The sequence below is a fragment of the Nocardioides jensenii JCM 1364 = NBRC 14755 genome (assembly GCF_001552535.1).
In the GTDB taxonomy this organism is placed as follows: domain Bacteria; phylum Actinomycetota; class Actinomycetes; order Propionibacteriales; family Nocardioidaceae; genus Nocardioides; species Nocardioides jensenii.
Genome location: NZ_BCRJ01000019.1, coordinates 1 through 18,930, shown reverse-complemented (window position 1 = coordinate 18,930; position 18,930 = coordinate 1). Strand labels below are relative to the sequence as shown.

The 18,930-nt window shown below is 70.7% G+C and carries 17 protein-coding genes; 11 read left to right on the top strand and 6 right to left on the bottom strand.

Going from position 1 to position 18,930, the window contains the following annotated elements; all coding sequences use genetic code 11:
* Positions 1-62: 62 nt before the first annotated feature.
* Positions 63-1,835 (bottom strand): glycoside hydrolase family 15 protein, encoded by a 1,773-nt coding sequence (locus NJ4_RS06905; RefSeq protein ID WP_067432161.1) that lies wholly within the window; start codon positions 1,833-1,835, stop codon positions 63-65.
* Between the two features lie 218 nt (positions 1,836-2,053).
* Between NJ4_RS06905 and NJ4_RS06900 the strand changes: the two genes are divergently transcribed.
* Positions 2,054-2,362 (top strand): helix-turn-helix domain-containing protein, encoded by a 309-nt coding sequence (locus NJ4_RS06900; protein ID WP_067432158.1) that lies wholly within the window; start codon positions 2,054-2,056, stop codon positions 2,360-2,362.
* Between the two features lie 34 nt (positions 2,363-2,396).
* Here NJ4_RS06900 and NJ4_RS06895 read toward each other — a convergent pair whose 3' ends face one another.
* From NJ4_RS06895 to NJ4_RS06885, 3 genes are all read right to left on the bottom strand, one after another.
* Positions 2,397-3,176 (bottom strand): Fpg/Nei family DNA glycosylase, encoded by a 780-nt coding sequence (locus tag NJ4_RS06895; RefSeq protein ID WP_067432156.1) that lies wholly within the window; start codon positions 3,174-3,176, stop codon positions 2,397-2,399.
* Positions 3,169-7,857 (bottom strand): ATP-dependent helicase, encoded by a 4,689-nt coding sequence (locus tag NJ4_RS06890; protein ID WP_067432153.1) that lies wholly within the window; start codon positions 7,855-7,857, stop codon positions 3,169-3,171. The genes NJ4_RS06895 and NJ4_RS06890 overlap by 8 nt, the downstream gene beginning before the upstream one ends.
* A 110-nt stretch (positions 7,858-7,967) precedes the next feature.
* Positions 7,968-9,491 (bottom strand): amidohydrolase, encoded by a 1,524-nt coding sequence (locus NJ4_RS06885; protein ID WP_067432151.1) that lies wholly within the window; start codon positions 9,489-9,491, stop codon positions 7,968-7,970.
* A 167-nt stretch (positions 9,492-9,658) separates the two neighbouring features.
* On the opposite strand from NJ4_RS06885, the gene NJ4_RS06880 reads away from it, so the two are divergent.
* Positions 9,659-9,973, top strand: coding sequence for a hypothetical protein (locus tag NJ4_RS06880; protein WP_067432149.1), 315 nt, complete (start codon positions 9,659-9,661; stop codon positions 9,971-9,973).
* Between the two features lie 57 nt (positions 9,974-10,030).
* Here NJ4_RS06880 and NJ4_RS06875 read toward each other — a convergent pair whose 3' ends face one another.
* Entirely contained in the window at positions 10,031-10,540 is a 510-nt protein-coding gene (locus tag NJ4_RS06875; RefSeq protein WP_067432147.1) for a GNAT family N-acetyltransferase, read from the bottom strand.
* 41 nt (positions 10,541-10,581) lie between these two features.
* Between NJ4_RS06875 and NJ4_RS06870 the strand changes: the two genes are divergently transcribed.
* The 5 genes from NJ4_RS06870 to NJ4_RS06850 all read left to right on the top strand — a co-directional run bounded on the left by NJ4_RS06870 (position 10,582) and on the right by NJ4_RS06850 (position 15,236).
* Positions 10,582-11,727, top strand: a complete 1,146-nt coding sequence (locus NJ4_RS06870) for a class I SAM-dependent methyltransferase (protein WP_067432145.1) — start codon at positions 10,582-10,584, stop codon at positions 11,725-11,727.
* A complete protein-coding gene (locus NJ4_RS06865; protein ID WP_067432143.1) occupies positions 11,724-11,918 on the top strand; it encodes a DUF3046 domain-containing protein in 195 nt (64 codons plus the stop codon). Before NJ4_RS06870 ends, NJ4_RS06865 begins: the two co-directional genes overlap by 4 nt.
* On the top strand, positions 11,915-13,183 hold the full coding sequence (locus NJ4_RS06860) for an MFS transporter (RefSeq protein ID WP_067432141.1): 1,269 nt from the start codon (positions 11,915-11,917) through the stop codon (positions 13,181-13,183). The genes NJ4_RS06865 and NJ4_RS06860 overlap by 4 nt, the downstream gene beginning before the upstream one ends.
* Before the next feature lie 161 nt (positions 13,184-13,344).
* On the top strand, positions 13,345-14,379 hold the full coding sequence (gene recA, locus NJ4_RS06855; protein ID WP_067432139.1) for a recombinase RecA: 1,035 nt from the start codon (positions 13,345-13,347) through the stop codon (positions 14,377-14,379).
* A complete protein-coding gene (locus NJ4_RS06850; RefSeq protein WP_082748255.1) occupies positions 14,379-15,236 on the top strand; it encodes a regulatory protein RecX in 858 nt (285 codons plus the stop codon). The genes recA and NJ4_RS06850 overlap by 1 nt, the downstream gene beginning before the upstream one ends.
* A 1-nt stretch (position 15,237) precedes the next feature.
* Here the strand turns inward: NJ4_RS06850 and NJ4_RS06845 are convergent, their stop codons facing one another.
* Positions 15,238-16,038 carry a C1 family peptidase gene (locus NJ4_RS06845; RefSeq protein WP_082748254.1) on the bottom strand — a complete coding sequence of 267 codons (801 nt, stop codon included), beginning with the start codon at positions 16,036-16,038 and terminating at the stop codon, positions 15,238-15,240.
* 62 nt (positions 16,039-16,100) lie between these two features.
* Here NJ4_RS06845 and NJ4_RS06840 point away from each other — a divergent pair, with 62 nt between their 5' ends.
* From NJ4_RS06840 to NJ4_RS06825, 4 genes are read left to right on the top strand one after another with little or no spacing between them, the layout of a single operon-like run.
* Positions 16,101-16,811: a GNAT family N-acetyltransferase gene (locus NJ4_RS06840; protein ID WP_067432131.1), complete on the top strand. Its 711-nt coding sequence runs from the start codon at positions 16,101-16,103 to the stop codon at positions 16,809-16,811.
* Positions 16,812-16,870: 59 nt separating this feature from the next.
* Positions 16,871-17,728, top strand: a complete 858-nt coding sequence (locus NJ4_RS06835) for a polyphosphate kinase 2 family protein (protein ID WP_067432128.1) — start codon at positions 16,871-16,873, stop codon at positions 17,726-17,728.
* A complete protein-coding gene (locus NJ4_RS06830) occupies positions 17,725-18,489 on the top strand; it encodes a HipA family kinase (protein ID WP_067432125.1) in 765 nt (254 codons plus the stop codon). Before NJ4_RS06835 ends, NJ4_RS06830 begins: the two co-directional genes overlap by 4 nt.
* Complete coding sequence (locus NJ4_RS06825) at positions 18,486-18,866, top strand: DUF3037 domain-containing protein (RefSeq protein WP_067432191.1); 381 nt, start codon at positions 18,486-18,488, stop codon at positions 18,864-18,866. The genes NJ4_RS06830 and NJ4_RS06825 overlap by 4 nt, the downstream gene beginning before the upstream one ends.
* Positions 18,867-18,930 lie beyond the last annotated feature (64 nt).

Below are 18,930 nucleotides of genomic sequence, written 5' to 3'. Positions count from 1 at the left end.
GGGAGTCGTTCCCGGGCGCCGGCAGCGTGTTTCCCGGGGGCCACCGGGCGCGTCGGACGTGGTCAGGCGTCGAGGCGGAAGGCGGCCTGGACCAGCGTGAGGTGGCTGAACGCCTGGGGGAAGTTGCCGGCCATCCGGTGGTTGCCCGGGTCGTACTCCTCGGCCAGCAGCCCCACGTCGTTGGCCAGGGCGGCCAGCCTGTCGAACAACGCCCGCGCGTCGTCGTGCCGCCCGGCGGCGGCGTAGGCCGAGACCAGCCAGAACGAGCAGGCGAGGAACGGGTGCTCGTCGCCGGCCAGCCCGTCGACGCCGGACTGGGTGCGGTAGCGGAGCAGCAGCCCGTCCCGCATGAGGTCGCGTTCGATGGCGGTGATGGTGCCGAGCATGCGCGGGTCCTCACCGTCGATGAAGCCGACCAGGGGCAGCACCAGCAGGGAGGCGTCGACCTCGGTGGTGTCGTAGTGCTGGGTGAAGGTGTTGTGCTCGGTATTGAAGCCGCGCGCCATCACCTCGTCCCGTACGTCGTCGCGCAGCCGGCGCCACCGATCGACCTCGTCGCCGGGACGATCATGCCGCTCGACGGCGCGGACGGCGCGGTCGAACGCGGCCCAGACCATCACCCGCGAGTGGGTGAAGTGACGCAGCGGGCCGCGGATCTCCCACAGACCGTTGTCGGGCTCCTGCCAGTCCTTGGCCAGGGCGTTGACCAGGGCACGCTGCAGGGCCCACGAGTCGTCGTTCGGCGCGAGGCCTGCCTCACGGGCCAGCTCGAGCGCGATCATCACCTCTCCCAGCACGTCGGTCTGACGCTGGTCGACCGCGCCGTTCCCGATGCGCACCGGGCGGGACCCGGCGTACCCGGGCAGGTGATCGAGCTCGTGTTCGGGCAGCTGCCGGCCGCCGTCGACGGTGTACATGATCTGCAGGTCCTCGGGATCGCCGGCGACGGCGCGCAGCAGCCAGTCGCGCCACAGCTCCGCCTCGTCGGTGTAGCCGGCGGTGAGCAGGGCCTCCAGGGTCAGTGACGCGTCGCGCAACCAGCAGAACCGGTAGTCCCAGTTGCGTTCACCGCCGAAGTCCTCGGGCAGCGACGTGGTCGGTGCCGCGACGATGCCGCCGGTGTGCTTGTGGGTGAGCAGCCGCAATGTCATCAACGACCGCATCACCAGCTCCCGGTGCGGCACGTCGGCACGGCAGCGCGAGGCCCACTCGTCGCTCTCGTCGATGGTCTCGGTGATCCGCGCGGGTTCGATGATCGAGGCGGGCAGGTCGGCGTACGACGGGATCCAGGTGGTGGACCAGGTGAGATGCTCGCCCTCGGCGACGTCGAACTCGTCGCTGTGCCGGTGGTCGGAGGCGTGCGGGAGTCGGGGACCGCGCAGGACGAGCTTGTCCGGACCGGCGATCGCCACGATCACCTCGATGCCGTCCAGCTTCGCCCGGCGCACCCAGGGGCGGACCTTGCCGTAGTCGGTGCGCACCACCCATTCGTGACGCAGCCGCACCGTGCCACTCACCCCGATGATCCGGCGTACGACGTCGGCCCGGCGGTCGCCGACCGGCATCACGTCGAGCATCGTCACCACGCCCGACGTCGTCGTGAACGTCGTCTCCAGCGCTGCGGAGCTGCCGACGTACTGCCGGGTGGTCTCGTAGGGCTCGACCGGCTCGAACTGCCAGTGCCCGTGCTCCTCGGTGCCGAGCAGGGCCGCGAAGCACGCCGACGAGTCGAACCGCGGCAGACACAGCCAGTCGATGGAGCCGTTGCGGCCGACCAGCGCCGCCGTGTGCCGATCCCCGAGCAGGGCGTAGTCCTCAATCGGTTGCAAAGCCATGTCAGCCAACGTAACGGCAAGACCTGCCCGGACACGGGCGCCCGCACCCGCGTGGCGCGGCCCGCCGACGGCGGCCGGACCCGCGTCGCGACCCGGGGTCGAGAGGTAGGCGCAGGCCCTCCGCCCAGGCTCCGGATTTCAGCCTTCGGCATAGTCGTGCCCGGGAAGAAACCGGGAACAGGTAGCGTTGGACCCATCAACGGAGAGAGGACGGGCCCATGGTGCTGTTTCGTCGACTGCTCGGCGAGGTCTTGCGCTCGCAGCGGATGCGGCGCGGCCTGACCCTGCGCGAAGTCTCCGCGGAAGCCCGCGTCAGTCTCGGCTACATCTCTGAGATCGAGCGCGGTCAGAAGGAAGCGTCGTCCGAGCTTCTCGCCTCGCTGTGCAATGCGCTCGACGTGCCGCTCTCGAACGTGCTCAGCGACGTCAGCGAGGCCGTGGCTCGCGAAGAGCTCGCGCTCGAGCTGGCCACCACGCCGATCCCCGTCGTGCGCCGCACCGGCGACGTGGTCGCCTCCGCCGCCTGATCCACCGATCGGGCTGACCTCGACCGAGGCGTCGTCAGGTCTGGCAGGACGGGCACCAGAACGCTGTCCGCTGCCGCCCCGCCGGGCCGAGCAGTCCGGTCTCGATGGTGGTGCCGCACCGCTGGCACGGGTGGGTGTTGCGACCGTAGACCCAGTGCTGGGTGCCGTGCCGGGTGTTCCCGGTCGTGGTCTGGATGCGGCGCCCCTTGTTGGCCTCGAGCAACGACTTGGCCCGGTCGACCATTCGCTCGAGATCCCCGACCCGGGAGACCGGGGTGGTCGGCAGGACGCCGCTGAGGAAGCAGAGCTCGTTCTCGTAGAGGTTGCCGATGCCGGCCAGGTTGCGCTGGTCGAGCAGTGCCTCGCCGATCGGGCGATCACTGTCGTGGCGCAGTCGACGGACCGCCTCGTCGCGGTTCCAGTTGTCGCCGAGGAGGTCGGGGCCGAGATGACCCACGGCCTGCTCCTCGGCGTCGCGGGCCAGCAGCTCGACGATGCCCAGGGAGAAGCCGACCGCGATCCAGCGTGGGGTGCGGAGCACGACGCGGGCCTGGTCGATGGGCCGCTGCCAGCGGCTCTCGGCCCGGTAGAGATGCCAGGCGCCCTCCATCTTCAGGTGCGTGTGCAGCGTGTGGTCGTCGCCGATGCGGGTGAGCAGGTGCTTGCCGCGGGACACCGTGCCGTTGACCAGCTTGCCGGTGAGCTCGACCTCCGCCAGCTGGGGCACCCGGAAGTCGCTGAGCGTGATGCGGGCCCCGGTCAGGGCCTTGTCCATGGCCTGGGCGGTTCGCCAGACGGTGTCTCCCTCAGGCACGGATCCTCAACCCTCTCGGTGTGGTCACGAACCCGGCTTCGGTCAAAGCCTGTCGCAACGGCGAGCCATTGTCGCCCCGCCCGAGCAGGGGTTCTCCGTCGGCCTTCTCGACCGTCAGTCGCCCCAGCGTCCCACGACGGACGGCATCGCCGAGCGCGGCACAGGCCGGGCCGAGCAGGTCGGGGGATTCGGTGAAGGTGATCAGGGTGCGTCCGCCGCGTTCGACGTACAACGCCAGCGCGCCGTCGACCAGCACCACGAGGGCGCCGGCCTTGCGGCCGGGTCGGTGTCCCGACCTCGCCGGTGACGCGGACGTGGCCGATGCCGCACCCGCCTCGGCCACCGGTGCGTCGGTCGAGATCACCGGCCACGGCAGGGCGGCCCCGAACGGGTTTGCCGGATCTGTGGCTGCCAGGGCGACCGCCGAAGGCTTGTTGCCGGCGGGCGGATCGACGTGCGTGCGCAGCCGGTCGACGGCCCCGGACGTGCCGAACTGGGCCGCCCCCAAGCCATCCACGAAGTAGCCGCGCCGGCACCGCCCGGTCTCCTCGAAGGCCGACAGCACCTTGTACACACCGGCGAACCCACCGGGCACCCGCTCGCTCATCACCGCGCCGCGGGTGACCACGCCGTGTCTCTCGAGCAGTGCCTCGGCGGTGGCGTGCGCACGTCGGGTCGGGTCGAGGTCGATCGGCGGCAGCATCGCCCAGCGTCCCGCCGTCTGCGGAGGGCCCGTGCGTGAGGGCATCACCACGCGCCCGCGGCCGCCGGCTGCCCGGGCGCGGGGCGGCGTACGGCGGCTGCGATGAGCCGTGGTGCCCGTGCGGGTGAGGGCACGCAGTGGCGCGAGGGTGTCGTTGGTGAGGTGGCCCGACCAGACCAGATCCCACAGGACAGCGCTCAGCTCGGCGTCGTCGCTCGGGCCCGGAGAGGGCTGGCCGAGCGGCCGGCCGAACCCTTGGCCGAGCGCCCGGCCGAGCTGGCGGAAGAAGTAGCCGCCCCCGGGCGAGAGTGCCTCGAGAACTGCCCGGTGCAGCTCGCCCAGGTCGGGCGTGGACGGCTCGGGCAGGGTCAACGGCGCCTGGTCGGCCAGGTGCACCGAGACCCACCCGTCGTTGCCGGGCAGGGTGCCGTGCCCGGCCCACACCACCTCGCCTGTCGAGGTGAGCTCGTCGAGCATGGCCGGCTCGTAGTCGCTGACCCGGGCTGCCAGGACCAGGGGCTCCAGGGCCGACGCGGGGATCGGGCAACCGGCCAGCTGGTCGACCGCGGCCAGGACACCGTCCAGGCCACGCAGTGCCCCGCGACCGCCACCGGTGACGTGCTGCCAGGGAGGCAGGAACCGGCCCAGTGCCTCAGGGTCGACAGGTTCGACCTCTTTGCGCAGACGGGCCAGCGACCGGCGCCGCAGACGACGCAGCACCTCGGCATCGCACCATTCGTCACCCGAGCCGGCGGGTCGGAACTCGCCCTCGAGCACGCGACCCGACGCCGCCAGCCGCTGCAGGGTCTGACGGGCGACGGCCACTCCGAGACCGAGCCGGTCGGCCACGTCGGCGGTGACGAACGGCCCGTGGGTGCGGGCGAACCGGCCGACCAGGTCGCCGAGCGGATCCTCGACGGGCTCGGTGAACACGTCGGGGATGCCCGGCGGCACCGGAACACCGAGTCCGTCACGCAGTCGCCCGATGTCCTCGATGGCGCACCAGCGCTCGTCGCCACCCATGCGCACCGGGGCGATGCGGCGTACGTCGGCGAGGTGGGTCAACCACGCGGAGACGTCGGCACCCTCGACGCAACGGTCGGCGACCTCGGCCGCGGAGAGCGGACCGAGCAGGCGCAGCAGGTCGGCCACGCCCTCGTCGCCGCGGGCCCGGCGATCCGGTGCCAGACGCTGCAGCTCGGCCTCGACCTCGAGGAGCACGTCGGGGTCGAGCAGCTCCCGGAGCTCGGCCCGGCCCAGGAGCTCGGCCAGCAACCCCTGGTCGAGGCTGAGGGCGGCGGCCCGGCGTTCGGCGATGGGGGAGTCGCCCTCGTAGACGAACTGGGCGACGTAGCCGAACAGCAGGCTCCGCGCATAGGGCGAGGGCTGCTGGGTGGCGACGTCGACCACGCGGAGCTCACGTCGGTCGATGCGGCCCATCAGGCCGACCAGGCTGGGCAGGTCGTAGACGTCCTGGAGGACCTCGCGCACTGCCTCGAGCACGATCGGGAAGGAGGGGTACTTGACCGCCACCTCGAGCAGCTGGGCGCTGCGCTGTCGTTGCTGCCACAACGGGGAGCGCCGTCCGGGGTCGCGGCGTGGCAGGAGCAGGGCCCGCGCCGCGCACTCGCGAAAGCGGCTCGCGAACAGGGCCGAGCCACCCACCTCGGTGGTGACGATGTCTTCCACCTCGTCGGCCTCGAACACCACCACCTCGCCGCCGGGCGGCTCGGCGTCGGTGTCGGGGATGCGCAGCACGATGCCGTCGTCGGAGGCCACCGCGGAGGCCTCGACACCGTAGCGCTCACGCAACCGGGTGTTGATGGCCAGCGCCCACGGCGCGTGCACCGGAGTGCCGTAGGGCGAGTGCACGACCAGCCGCCAGTCGCCGAGCTCGTCGCGGAACCGCTCGACCACGATCGTGCGGTCACTGGGCAGCACGTTGGTGGCCTCGCGCTGCTCGCCCAGATAGGCGACCAGGTTGTCGGCAGCCCAGTCGTCGAGCCCGACCGCGCGTGCGCGCAGACCGGCCTCGTCGGCATCCAACGAGCCAAGCTCGCGGGTGAACGCACCGACCGCCTCGCCCAGCTCTGCCGGTCGACCGAGGGTGTCGCCCTTCCAGAACGGCAGCCGACCCGGCACCCCCGGTGCCGGTGTCACCAGCACCCGGTCGTGGGTGATGTCCTCGATGCGCCAACTGGTCGCGCCGAGCGCGAAGACGTCGCCCACGCGTGACTCGTAGACCATCTCCTCGTCCAGCTCGCCGACCCTGTTCGCCTTCTCCCCGACGAGGAAGACGCCGAACAGCCCGCGGTCGGGAATGGTGCCCCCACTGGTCACGGCGAGACGCTGGGCGCCCGGCCGGCCGGTCAGCAACCCGGTCACCCTGTCCCACACGATGCGCGGCCGCAGCTCGGCGAACTCGTCGCTGGGGTAGCGCCCGCTGAGCAGGTCGAGCGTGGCGTCGTAGGCACTGCGGGGCAGCTTGCTGAACGATGCGCTGCGGCAGACCAGCGCATAGAGCTCGTCGGCGTCCCAGGCCTCCAGGGCCGTGGCCGCGACCACCTGCTGGGCCAGCACGTCCAGCGGGTTGGCTGGGATCCGCAGGGCCTCGATCGCCCCACTGCGCATGCGTTGTACGGCGACCGCGGTCTGGGCGAGGTCGCCGCGGTGCTTGGGGTAGAGCACCCCGCGAGAGATCTCCCCGACCTGGTGGCCGGCACGGCCGACGCGTTGAAGCGCGCTGGCCACGCTCGGCGGCGACTCGATCTGGACGACCAGGTCGACCGCACCCATGTCGATGCCGAGCTCAAGACTGCTGGTGGCGACCACGCAGGGCAGTCGGCCCCGTTTGAGGTCGTCCTCGATGATCGCTCGCTGCTCCTTCGAGACCGACCCGTGGTGGGCCTTCGCGATGACCGGTGCCGCACCCTGGCTGGCACCCGACTGCGCCATGATCTGGGCCGGCGGCCTGCCTTCGCTGGTCGAGGAGGTCGCGCCGCGCCCGTCGTCGGTCGAGTACGTCGCGCCGGCGGCCCTGTCGAGGCTCTCCGCCCGCTCGGCGGCGATCTCGTTGAGCCGGGCGGTGAGTCGTTCGGCCAGACGGCGGGAGTTGGCGAACACGATCGTGGAGCGGTGCTGCTCGATGAGGTCGACGACGCTCTCCTCGACGTGCGGCCAGATCGAGGAGTTGCGCGGCCCCGCGGAAGCCGGACCCTCGAACTCTTCGTCCAAGGGCTGACCGATCTCGGCCATGTCCTCGACGGGCACCACGACGCGGAGGTCCCACGCCTTCTCCGAGGGCGGAGCGACGATCTCGACCGGTGTCGTGCCGCCGAGGAAACGGGCGACTTCCTCGAGGGGGCGGACCGTGGCGGAGAGGCCGATGCGTTGGGCGGGTCGGTCGAGCAGCTCGTCGAGTCGTTCGAGGGAGAGCGCAAGGTGGGCTCCGCGCTTGGTGCCCGCGACCGCGTGCACCTCGTCGACGATGACGGTCTCGACGCCGCGCAGCGCCTCACGGGCCTGGGAGGTCAGCATCAGGAACAGCGACTCGGGAGTCGTGATCATGATGTCGGGTGGTGTGGTCTGGAGCCGGCGACGATCGGAGGCGGAGGTGTCGCCCGACCGGAGCCCGATGGTCACCTCGCGGGCGGGCTCGCCGAGGCGGTCGGCGGTGTGTCGGATGCCGGCCAGTGGCGCGCGCAGGTTGCGTTCGACGTCGACGGCAAGGGCCTTCAGCGGCGAGACGTAGAGGACCCGGCAGCGGCGCTGCCTCTCCTCGGGCACCGGCGAGTTGACCAGTTTGTCGATCGACCACAGGAACGCCGACAGGGTCTTGCCGGAACCGGTCGGTGCGACGACCAGTGAGTGCCGCCCGGCGCCGATCGCCTGCCAGGCGCCGACCTGAGCCGGAGTCGGCTCGGCGAAGGCAGCCTCGAACCACGCACGTGTCGGTGCACTGAACTGCTCGAGGACCATTCCGCCATCTTCCCCCATGTCACCCACAGCGCGCCGAGCAACGCGGGGTCACGGTTGCTCGACACGGGTTGTGACACGGCGCCGGCGAGCACACCACCGCACCAGTGCGGTCAGCCCGGACCGGGAGTCCAGTCCAGCAGGGGCGCGGTCAGGCGGCCTCCGACATAGGTGGCCGCGACGCTCATCCAGCGCAGGTGGGTGCTGATCGCCCCGGAGTCGCCGACGTCGCCGAGCGGGTCGGCGTCGAGGAGCACGAGGTCGCCGGGATGACCGACCGCGACCGTGCCCCAGCCGTCGGTCGAGGCGGCCAGCGCCTCACGCGCGGTGAGCGCCTGCGCGGGATTCCACGGGTCGCGCTCGTCGGCCGATCGGTGGACGGCCGCGGCCATCGCCAGCCACGGATCCAGAGGAGCGACCGGCGCGTCGGAGCCGAGGTGCAGCCGGGTGCCCGCGTCGTACATCCAGCGCAGCGCGAAACAGCGGTCCAGACGGTCGGCCCAGCAGTGCTCGGAGACGTCGCGGTCGTCGAGCAGGTGCGCGGGCTGAACGCTGGCCCGCAGCCCCGAGGCAGCCAGGAGTGGTACGTCGGCCTCGTCGATCAGCTGGGCGTGCTCGACGGAGCCGCGGGCACCGGTGGCCGCGAAGCCGAGCAGGGCCTCGTGGACGGCGGCGTCGCCGATCGCATGCACGGCGACCTCCAAGCCGCCGGCATGCGCGCGTGCCATCAGCTCGCGCATCTCATCGACGCTCTGGTTCGGGTAGCCGAACGGGTGGATCAGGTCCTCCCCGTTGGTGTACGGCATGCAGCACCAGGCCGTACGGGTGTTGAGAGAGCCGTCAGAGATGATCTTCAGCGGTCCCATCACCGCGCCGTCGGTGCCCGGGATCGGGTCACCGGAGCGCAGGCCCGCGTTGAGCACCGCGTCCAGCCCGTGGGCGTAGGTCGCCATCCGGATGCGCAGCAGATCGGCCCCGTCGGCCCAGCGCTGGGCCCACTCGATTGCGCCACCACTGAACTCGAAGTCGACCAGGCCGACGATGCCGCGTGCGGCCGCCTCGACCTGGACCGTGCGGTACGCCGCCGCGGTGGCCTCCTGACCGACAACGTCCTCGAGCCGGGCGTAGGCGTCGAACCACTCCGACTCACGGACCACATCGTGGCGGGGCGCCAGTCCCAACGCGCGCAGCGCGGGGGAGTTCATCCAGGCGTGGTGGGCGTCGCCACTGATCAGCACGATCGGCGTGGTGTCGGAGACCTCGTCGAGCTCGGCGACGGTGGGTTTGCGCGGCCACGTCGCGGAGCGGTGCCCGAAACCCACCAACGGCTTGTCGGGCCACGCCGAGAGCCGCTCCTGCACGAAGAAGGTCGCCTCCTCGGGCGACCGCACGGTCGAGAGGTCCAGGCGGCTGGTGGTCATCGCGACCTGGCCCAGGTGCACGTGGTGGTCCCAGAGGCCGGGGATGATCCACCGACCGTCGGCGTCGTGCACGCGGGCGTCCTCGACATCGGGGAGGTGCGAGCCCACCCGGCGTACGACGCCGTCGTCGACCAGCACGTCGACCGGCTCGGTGGCCGGAGCCTCGTCGACACCGAGGGGCACGGGGAGGACGTTGCGGATCAGGAGGGGGTCCATGCGCCGACACACTAGGTGAACCGACGCCCGAAACCTCATCGGGCCGTGTGTGGTGGGCGCCTCACCACATGGCGGAGCCCTGGTCGATCGCGTTGCCGTGCCCTCTCCATGCTCTCCTGCCACCGGCCAGGTCAGCGACGGTTGGCCGGGCCGGTTAGATTTCCGGCATGAGTCCTTCCGTCTCGACGACCCTTCCCACCGCCCCGGTGGCTGCTGCCGGCCTCGTCGGCGGCTACCTGGCCGCCCGCGTCACCGGAATCCGTCCCCTCGGCGGGGTCGTGCTGGCCGGTGCCGGAGTCCTGGCCGGACGCGGCTGGCTGGCCAAGAGCGGCCCGGCGACGACTGCCGCACTCAGCGTGATCTATCTGGGTGGCTTCGGCGCCTCGCACCCGTTGGCGAAGAAGGTCGGCGCCTGGCCGGCCGTCCTCGGCGCGGCCGCGGTCTCGGCCGGCGCAGCGCACGTGCTCTCCGACCGGGGCTGACCCTCGGCCGGTGGCCACGACCCCGCGTCGGCCGGCGTCGATCCAGAGGTGAGCCCGTCAGGGCAGGTTGACCAGCATCCGCTGGTACCACGCGACGTCGATCCACTGCTCGAACTTCCAGCCCACCTCGCGCAGCTGCCCCGTCTTCTCGAAGCCGCAGGCCAGGTGGAGGCGCTCACTGGCGGGGTTCGGCAGCGCCACCAGGGCCACCGCGGTGTGCACCCCCGAGACCGCCATCGTCTCGAGCAGTGCGGGGTAGAGCAGCTTGCCGACGCCCTGACCACGCACCGACTCGTCGAGATAGATGGAGGTTTCGCGGGTCGAGTCGTAGGCGGGTCGCGGACGGTAGGACCAGGAGTAGGCATAGCCGACGACACTGTCCTCGGAGTCGACGGCCACCAGCAGGTGGTCGCCGGGGTGGTCTCCGTCGAGGCGGGCGCGCCAGTAGTCGAGGTCGGGTGGCTCCATGTCGAACGTGGCATGCGAGTGGTCGACCGCATGTGTGTAGATCGCTGCGATGTCGTGCAGGTCGCGCTCGCGCGCAGACCGTGTGGAGTACTCACCCATCCCCCCATGATCGCAGGTCGCTCGTGCGACAGAATGGCCGCGTGGCGATCGAACCTGACACCAAGGACTGGACCTGGGTCCTCGACGAGGCCTGCCCTGACTGTGGTTTCGACACCACCTGCGTCGACGTCACGGACCTGGGCGCGGCCCTGCGGGCCAACGCTGCGGCCTGGGTCGTCGTGCTCTCGGGCGACCCGGCGCACCTGTCGCGGCGACCGTCCGAGTCGGTCTGGTCGCCCCTCGAATACGCCTGTCACGTGCGCGACGTACACCGGGTCTTCGGCGAGCGGCTGCGGCTGATGCTCGACGAGAGCGACCCCCTGTTCGCGAACTGGGACCAGGACGAGGCCGCGCTCGAGGGTGACTACCCGGCCCAGCAGCTGGCGGCGGTCCGTGATGAGCTCGCGACCGCGGCGGCCAGTGTCGCCGCGACGTACGAGAGTGTCGCGGGGGAGCAGTGGGAGCGCACCGGGCGCCGCAGCAACGGCTCGTCCTTCTCGGTGGCCTCGATCGGTCGCTATCACCTGCACGACGTGGTCCATCACCTCCATGACGTCGGGCACGACACGCAACGCGCGACGATCGCGGCGTACGACGCTGACGCCGCGGCCTATGCCGCGGCCTCGGCGACGTTGCCGGACCGGGTGGCCGACGAGATCATCTGGTTCACCGGTGCCGTCACCACGGCGCCCGGGTCCGGCGGGCGAGTGATCGAGGTCGGCAGCGGCGGCGGACGCGACGCGCTCGCCCTGGAAGGACTCGGTCTGAGCGTGCGACGCACGGACGTGTCGGCACGCTTCGTCGAGCTGCTGCGCGCAGCCGGCCACGAGGCCGATGTGATCGACCCGCTCACCGACGACCTCGCCGACGCGAGGACGGGCCGTCCGTATGACGGGGTCTGGGCGCACGCCAGCCTGCTGCACGTGGCGCGGGACGACGTGCCCGTGGTGGTACGCCGACTGGCCGAGGCCACGCGTGCCGACGGCGCCCTGCACGTGGCCCTGAAGCAGGGTGACGGCGAGGCGTGGTCGACGCACGGCACGGTCGAGGCGCCGCGTCACTTCGTGTTCTGGCAGGAGGGGCCGTTGCGTTCCGTGCTGGAGGACGCCGGCTGGCAGGTCGACGAGGTGCTGCACCAGGAGAGCGGCGACCAGCCGTGGCTGATCGTGCGGGGTCGCCGACGATGAGGCACACCGAGTTCTGGAACCGGATGGAGCAGGCGCTGGGGCGTGGCTATGCCAGAGCCTGGGCCGAGCAGCACGTGATCGGTGAACTGGGCTCCCGCACCGTTCAGGAGGCGCTCGCCGCCGGCGAGTCGCCCAAGCAGGTCTGGGAAGCGGTCTGGCGGACCCTCGAGCTCCCGTTGCGCGACAAGTGAGCGCCTTCACCCCCGTCGCGCTCGACGTGGCGTCGATCCAGCGCCGCACGATTCGCACGCTCGTCGCATCCCAGGCGTTCGGTGCCGTGGGGCTCACGATCGGCATCGCCACCGCGTCGTTGCTGGCCGAGGAGATCTCGGGCTCGGAGCGTCAGGCGGGGTTGGCGCAGACCAGTCAGGTGCTCGGCGCCGCCGTGGCGGCGTACCTCCTGGCTCTGCTGATGGCACGTCGTGGCAGGCGCTTCGGGCTGGTGACCGGCAACCTGATCGGGGCCGGGGGCGGCGTGCTGTGCGTCGTTGCCGGGGTGCTCGAGTCGATGCCGGTGCTGTTGCTGGGCGCCACGCTGCTGGGCGCGACCACGGCCGCCAACAACGGGGCCCGCTACGCCGCGACCGACCTGGCCGAGCCGCGTCATCGCGCGCGGTCCCTGGCCGTGGTGGTCTGGGCGACGACGATCGGGGCCGTGGTGGGCCCGAACCTGACCGGGCTCTCGACCTGGGTCGCCGCTCGGCTGCACATCCCCGATCTCACCGGACCGTTCGCGGTCGGGGCGGTCGGGATGCTGCTCTCGGCACTCCTGCTGTTCGTCCGCCTGCGACCGGACCCGCTGCTGACGGCGCAGGCCGGTTCCCCGTCGACCTCGCGAGGCGGTACGTCGTGGGGCCGGGTCAGCGACGCCGTGCGCGAACGACCGGTCCTCGCAGCAGCAGTGCTCGGGTTGGCCGGGGCTCATGCGGTGATGGTCTCGGTGATGGTGATGACGCCGCTGCACATGGCTCACGGCGGCTCGCACCTCGATGTCATCGGCTACGGCATCAGCCTGCACGTCCTCGGCATGTTCGCCTTCTCGCCCCTGGTCGGACTCGCCGCCGACAAGGCGGGCCGGGCACCGGTCCTGGCGGTCGGCGGCGTCGTGCTGATCGGTGCCGTCCTGTTGTGCGGCTCGTCTCCGGAGGGCACGTCGTGGCGCATCTTCGCGGGGCTGTTCTGGCTCGGCCTGGGGTGGTCGCTGGCCTCAGTCGCCGCGTCCACGCTGGTCGCTGACCATGCACCACCCGAGGCGCGCACCGACGTCCAGGGAGCGGCCGACCTGGTGATGGGGCTCTCGGCGGCGGCCGCCGGAGGACTGGCCGGGGTGATCGTCGGAGGACCGGGCTTCGGTTGGCTCAACGTGTTCGCGGGCTGTCTCGCCGCGGTCGTCGTGGTGGCGGCGGTCTGGGCCACGCGGCACGGTGCTCGACGACCTGTGCAGGTGTTCGAATGACTCCGCGTGTCGCGTGCTGGGTCGAACACCTGTTCGGGCTAGGGTGAAGGACGTCGGCCGGGGTTCTCCACAGCCCTGCAGGTGGTCGGCACCCATTGTCGGTGATCCGGTCTAACGTCCGGGACAACACATCGACCACAGACTCGACAAGGACGGACATCATGGCTGGAGACCGCGACAAGGCGCTCGACGCAGCACTCGCCAACATTGAGAAGAGCTTCGGCAAGGGCTCGGTGATGCGCCTCGGCGACGAGACCCGCGCACCCCTCGAAGTCATCCCGACCGGGTCGATCGCTCTCGACGTCGCCCTCGGCCTCGGCGGTCTCCCGCGAGGCCGCGTCGTCGAGATCTACGGCCCGGAGTCCTCGGGAAAGACCACGGTCGCCCTGCACTCGGTGGCCAGTGCCCAGGCGGCCGGCGGCATCGTGGCGTTCATCGACGCCGAGCACGCGCTCGACCCCGACTACGCCAAGAACCTCGGCGTCGACACCGACGCCCTGCTGGTCTCCCAGCCCGACTCGGGTGAGCAGGCGCTCGAGATCGCCGACATGCTGATCCGCTCCGGTGCGCTCGACCTGATCGTGATCGACTCGGTGGCCGCACTCGTGCCCCGGGCCGAGATCGAGGGCGAGATGGGCGACAGTCACGTGGGCCTTCAGGCCCGACTGATGAGCCAGGCGCTGCGCAAGATGACCGGTGCGTTGAACAACTCCAACACCACCGCGATCTTCATCAACCAGCTCCGCGAGAAGATCGGTGTGATGTTCGGCTCGCCGGAGACCACCACGGGTGGCCGGGCGCTGAAGTTCTACTCCTCGGTGCGTCTCGACGTACGCCGCATCGAGACGCTCAAGGACGGCACCGACATGGTCGGCAACCGCACCCGCGTGAAGGTCGTCAAGAACAAGGTCGCCCCGCCGTTCAAGCAGGCCGAGTTCGACATCATGTACGGCAAGGGCATCAGCCGCGAGGGTGGTCTGATCGACGTCGGTGTCGAGGCCGGCCTGGTCCGCAAGGCCGGTGCTTGGTACACCTACGAGGGCGACCAGCTCGGTCAGGGCAAGGAGAACGCCCGCACCTTCCTCAAGGACAACCCCGACCTGGCCAACGAGCTGGAGAAGAAGATCCTCGAGACCCTGGGTGTCGGTCCGAAGGTCGACGAGCCCGTTGCGGAGCCGACCAACATCGACTTCTGATGGTCGGTCCCTCCACGCCCGGAGCAGCGGGGCCACCGCCCGAGTGGGCGGTGGCGCCGGAGGGCGACCAGGCAGAGGGCGTGAAGCCTCCGGACGCCGGGCCACGACCGGAGGAGCCGGTCTGGCAGGGCGACGTCGGTGACGGGGTCGAGGCGTGGTTGCGCGGAGTCGCCGCCGGTGAGATCACCTCGTCTCCGACCGTCGAGCAGCCGCGTGGCTCAGGCCGACCCCGAGGCGGGGGTCGGTCCGCGGGTGCGGGCCGATCTCGAGGTGCACGCAACGCCCCGTCAGCGAGCGGACTGGCCCCGGACGACGACGGCTCGGGCGCCGAGGCTGACCATGAGGCGGTGGCCCGCAAGATCCTGCTCGACCAGCTCACCGGGCAGGCCCGTAGCCGCAAGGAGCTGGCCGATCGACTGGCGAAGAAGAACGTCCCTGACGAGATCGCCCACCAGCTGCTCGACCGGTTCGAGGAGGTCGGCCTGATCGACGACGAGTCCTTCGCCCGGTCCTGGATCGCCTCGCGTCAGCCGGGCAAGGGGCTCGCCCGACGGGCCCTGGCGCACGAGCTGCGCCGCAAGGGCATCGACGACGTGGTCGCCCGTGCGGCACTCGACGAGATCGACCCCGACGACGAGGAGGCCGCCGCCCGACGGTTGGTGCGCAAGAAGCTGCGCACCATGGGGGGCCTCGACCAGGTCAAGGCGACCCGGCGCCTGATCGGCATGCTGGCCCGCAAGGGCTACCCACCGGGCATGGCCTTCAGCGTGGTCCGTGACGAGCTGGCCGCCGCCGACCGGGTCGATGACGATCTCGTCCACGGGGCCGAGGTCGACGGCGCGCCCCGCGACTGGTGAGTCAGGTCGAGACGCCGTACGCCTCGTCATAGAACGCGGCGCGAATGTAGGCAGGCTTGAGATAGGCGAAGCCGTCATCACCCCACGAGGTGCCCCAGCTGTTGCGGGCGATGAACCGTCCGTCGGTGCGGTAGCCCACGATCGCGATCGCGTGGCCACCGCGCACGCTCGCCGGCTTGAAGGTGTCCACCTTGCCGTTCGTGGCGGTCGCGTTGTCCCAGGACTCGTCGACCAGGAAGGCGGCCAGGATCGGCCCCTGCTCGGCGAGCCAGGTCTTCCAGTGGGTCAGGTTGAGGCGCAGGTTGTAGTAGGCCGCGATCTTGCGGCGAGCGCAGCTGGCGTAGAAGACATTCTCCCGCCCGGGGAACATCGTCGCCCCGAGGTGGAAGGGCAGGTCCTTCTCCCGGGCCACCCCCTGTTTGCGGGCCACGTCGAGGGCGGCCTTCAGGGACGTGCCAGCCTCCTCGATGAAGCTCTGTGGTCGGGTGGTGAACTCGTCGGTCTCCTTCGAGGCCATCCACACGTGCCGGGCCGAGAGTTGCAGCGTCCTGGTTGCCTTGCGTGCCTTGACGAGGTGCCAGCGCACGACACCGTCGGCGGTGGCCCACCCCACACAGGATCCGGTCGACTCCTGGTCGTGGATCCCCCACCAGGAGTCACGCAGGTCGACGCTGGCGGGCAGTGCGGCGGGGGCGCCGAGGGCTCCGGCATCGCGGGAGTCGTCGAAGTTCCAGTCCGTGGTGGTGCCGGTCGAGGGCAGCACGTTGCAGACGAAGTGGTCGGTGTCGGGTGTCGTGGTCATACCGGTCAGGAGGGCGGGGGCAGCCGGGTGATACCGCCGGTCGCCTCGTCTAACCTCGACACATGTCCGATCCCGCGCACGTCGTCGTGGAATACGGCTCCCGCGAGCTCAGCGGGGTGATCCAGGAGGGGGAGTCGTGGGCCCACGCGGCCGATCGCCTCGCCGCGACGATGCCGGGGGAGCCGTGTGCCCTGGACCTCTCCGGCGCCTGCAAGCGGTTCGTCGTCGACCCCGACCTGCGGGTCACGCTGCGGGCGATGACCCGGGGAGACCTGCCGGACCTGGCCAGGTGGCGTGCCGCGGAGCACGTCGACCGGTGGTGGTCGAACGACGGCTCACCCGACATCGAGACGGTGACTGCGAAATACACCCCGCACATCGACGGGACCACCCCGACCCGAATGTGGGTGGCGGAGGTGAACGGTCGCTCGGTGGGCTTCCTGCAGGACTACCGCATCAGCGCCTATCCCGACTTCGCACTGCTGACGCCGGATCCGGAGGCGATCGGGGTCGACTACGCGATCGGTGAGGAAGCCTGGATCGGCCGCGGGATCGGTGCTCGGATGCTGTGGGCGTGGTTGTTGCGCACGAGACATCGCTTTCCCGACGCCACGACGTACTTCGCCGCGCCTGACCACCGCAACCAGTCCTCGCTCCGCGTCCTGGACAAGGTCGGCTTCCGCCAGGGCACCTGGTTCGACGAACCACAACGTGACGGTACGACGGAGACGATGGTCGGCTGCGCGTTCGACGTGGCCACGGTCATCGGCTGAACGTGGGTCACGAACGGCGTGCGCTCAGGTGATGGTGCCGCCACACTAAGGTGTTCCCCATGTCGAAGAACGAGTCCTTCCACGACCTGCTCCGCGTGCCCGGCGGCCGCGTCGACCTCGATGAGATCGACCCCGAGGGCAAGCCCGGTTTCGACGGCGACAAATCGGCCGGGGAGACGGTCCTGGAGGAGATGGGCCCCGGTCTCGCAGACCTGCAGGAGCGCCTGTTCGCGGCTCGGTCGGCCGGTGACGAGCGCCGGCTCCTGCTCGTCCTGCAGGGGATGGACACCTCGGGCAAGGGCGGCGTGCTTCGCCACACGGTCGGACTCGTCGACCCCCAGGGGGTGCGGATCACCTCGTTCAAGGCGCCGAGCAAGGAGGAGCTCGAGCACGATTTCCTGTGGCGGATCCGCAAGGCCGTCCCCGAGCCCGGCTTCGTCGGTGTGTTCGATCGTTCGCACTACGAGGACGTCCTGATCGGCAGGGTCCGTGAGCTGGTCGCCCCGGAGGAGATCGAGAATCGCTACGACGCGATCAACGCCTTCGAGCAGGAGCTCGTCGATGACGGGGTCACGATCATCAAGTGCATGCTGCACATCTCCGCCGATGAGCAGAAGAAGCGTCTGCAGGCACGGCTTGACGACCCGACGAAGTACTGGAAGTTCAACCCGGGCGACATCGACGAGCGCGAGCTCTGGCCGGCGTACCAGCGGGCCTATGAGCTGGCGATCGAGCGCACCAACACCGAGGCTGCCCCCTGGCACGTGGTGCCGGCGAACCGCAAGTGGTTCCGCAACCTGGCCGTTGCTCACCTGTTGCGCGAGGCGTTCGAGGCCCTCGACCTCGAGTGGCCCGAGCCCGACTTCGACATCGAGGAGCAGAAGAAGCGGCTCGACGACGAGGCCCTGATCGCGTGATCATCACCGTTCCGGTCACCCGCTACGTGACGCCGTTGCGTGAGGGCGGTTCCATGCCGGGCATCGTCGAGGCCGGCGATCTGGGCACCTACGTGTGCAAGTTCCGTGGCGCAGGTCAGGGCCTGCGGGTCCTGGTCGCCGAGGTGATCGTCGGCGAGCTGGCCCGTCGCATCGGCTTGGCCACCCCTCGCCTGGTGGCCCTCGAGCTCGCTGCCGACATTGCCCGCTATGAGGCCGACGAGGAGGTCCAGGACCTCCTCAACGCCAGCCTCGGGCTCAACCTCGGCGTCGACTTCCTGCCCGGCTCCTTCGGCTACGACGGGCAGAACGAGACCGATGCCGAGCTGGCCGCGAAGGTGGTCTGGCTCGACGCGTTAACCGCCAACGTCGACCGCAGCTGGCGCAACCCGAACCTGCTGGTCTGGCACGGCGACCTGTGGGTGATCGACCACGGGGCCTCTCTCTACTTCCACCACGCCTGGGGTGGTGGCATCACCGACCCGGCCCGATTCGCCGCGCAGCCGTGGGACTCCTCCGACCACGTGCTGCTCGAGCGGGCGAGCGACCTGGTCAAGACCGACGTCGAGCTGAGCAACCTGGTCGATGAGGCGATGCTGACCGACGTGGTCGCCGAGGTGCCTGACGTCTGGCTCGAGCCGGTGCCCGGCGCCGAGGACCCGGCCGACCTGCGTGCGGCGTACGTGCGGTTCCTCACGGCCCGCCTGGCCACTCGGCAGTGGCTGCCCGGGGGCACGTCGTGAGTGCGCTCGCCTATCAATACGTCGTCCTGCGGTGCGTCCCGCGCGTCGAGCGCGAGGAGTTCGTCAACGTGGGTGTCGTCGTCCACTGCCAGGCCGCGGACTTTCTCGACGTGGCCTGGCGCATCGACACCGACCGCCTGCTCGCCGTCCACCCCGGCCTCGACCTGGAGCGGGTCTGTGCCTCCTTGACGTTCGTCGAGGACGTGTGTGCCGGAGACGAGCGCGTCGGCGCGGCAGCGCTCACGCCGATCGGCACCCGTTTCGGATTCCTCAAGGCACCGCGCAGCACAGTGATCCAGCCCGGCCCGGTCCACGGTGGCATCACCGCCGACCCGGCGCGTCAACTCGAGCGTCTGGTCAACCAGCTCGTCGGCTGACCCGTCGCCAGTTCGGGCCGACCCGTCGTGAGTTCGGGCTGACCCGTCGCCAGTTCGACGAACT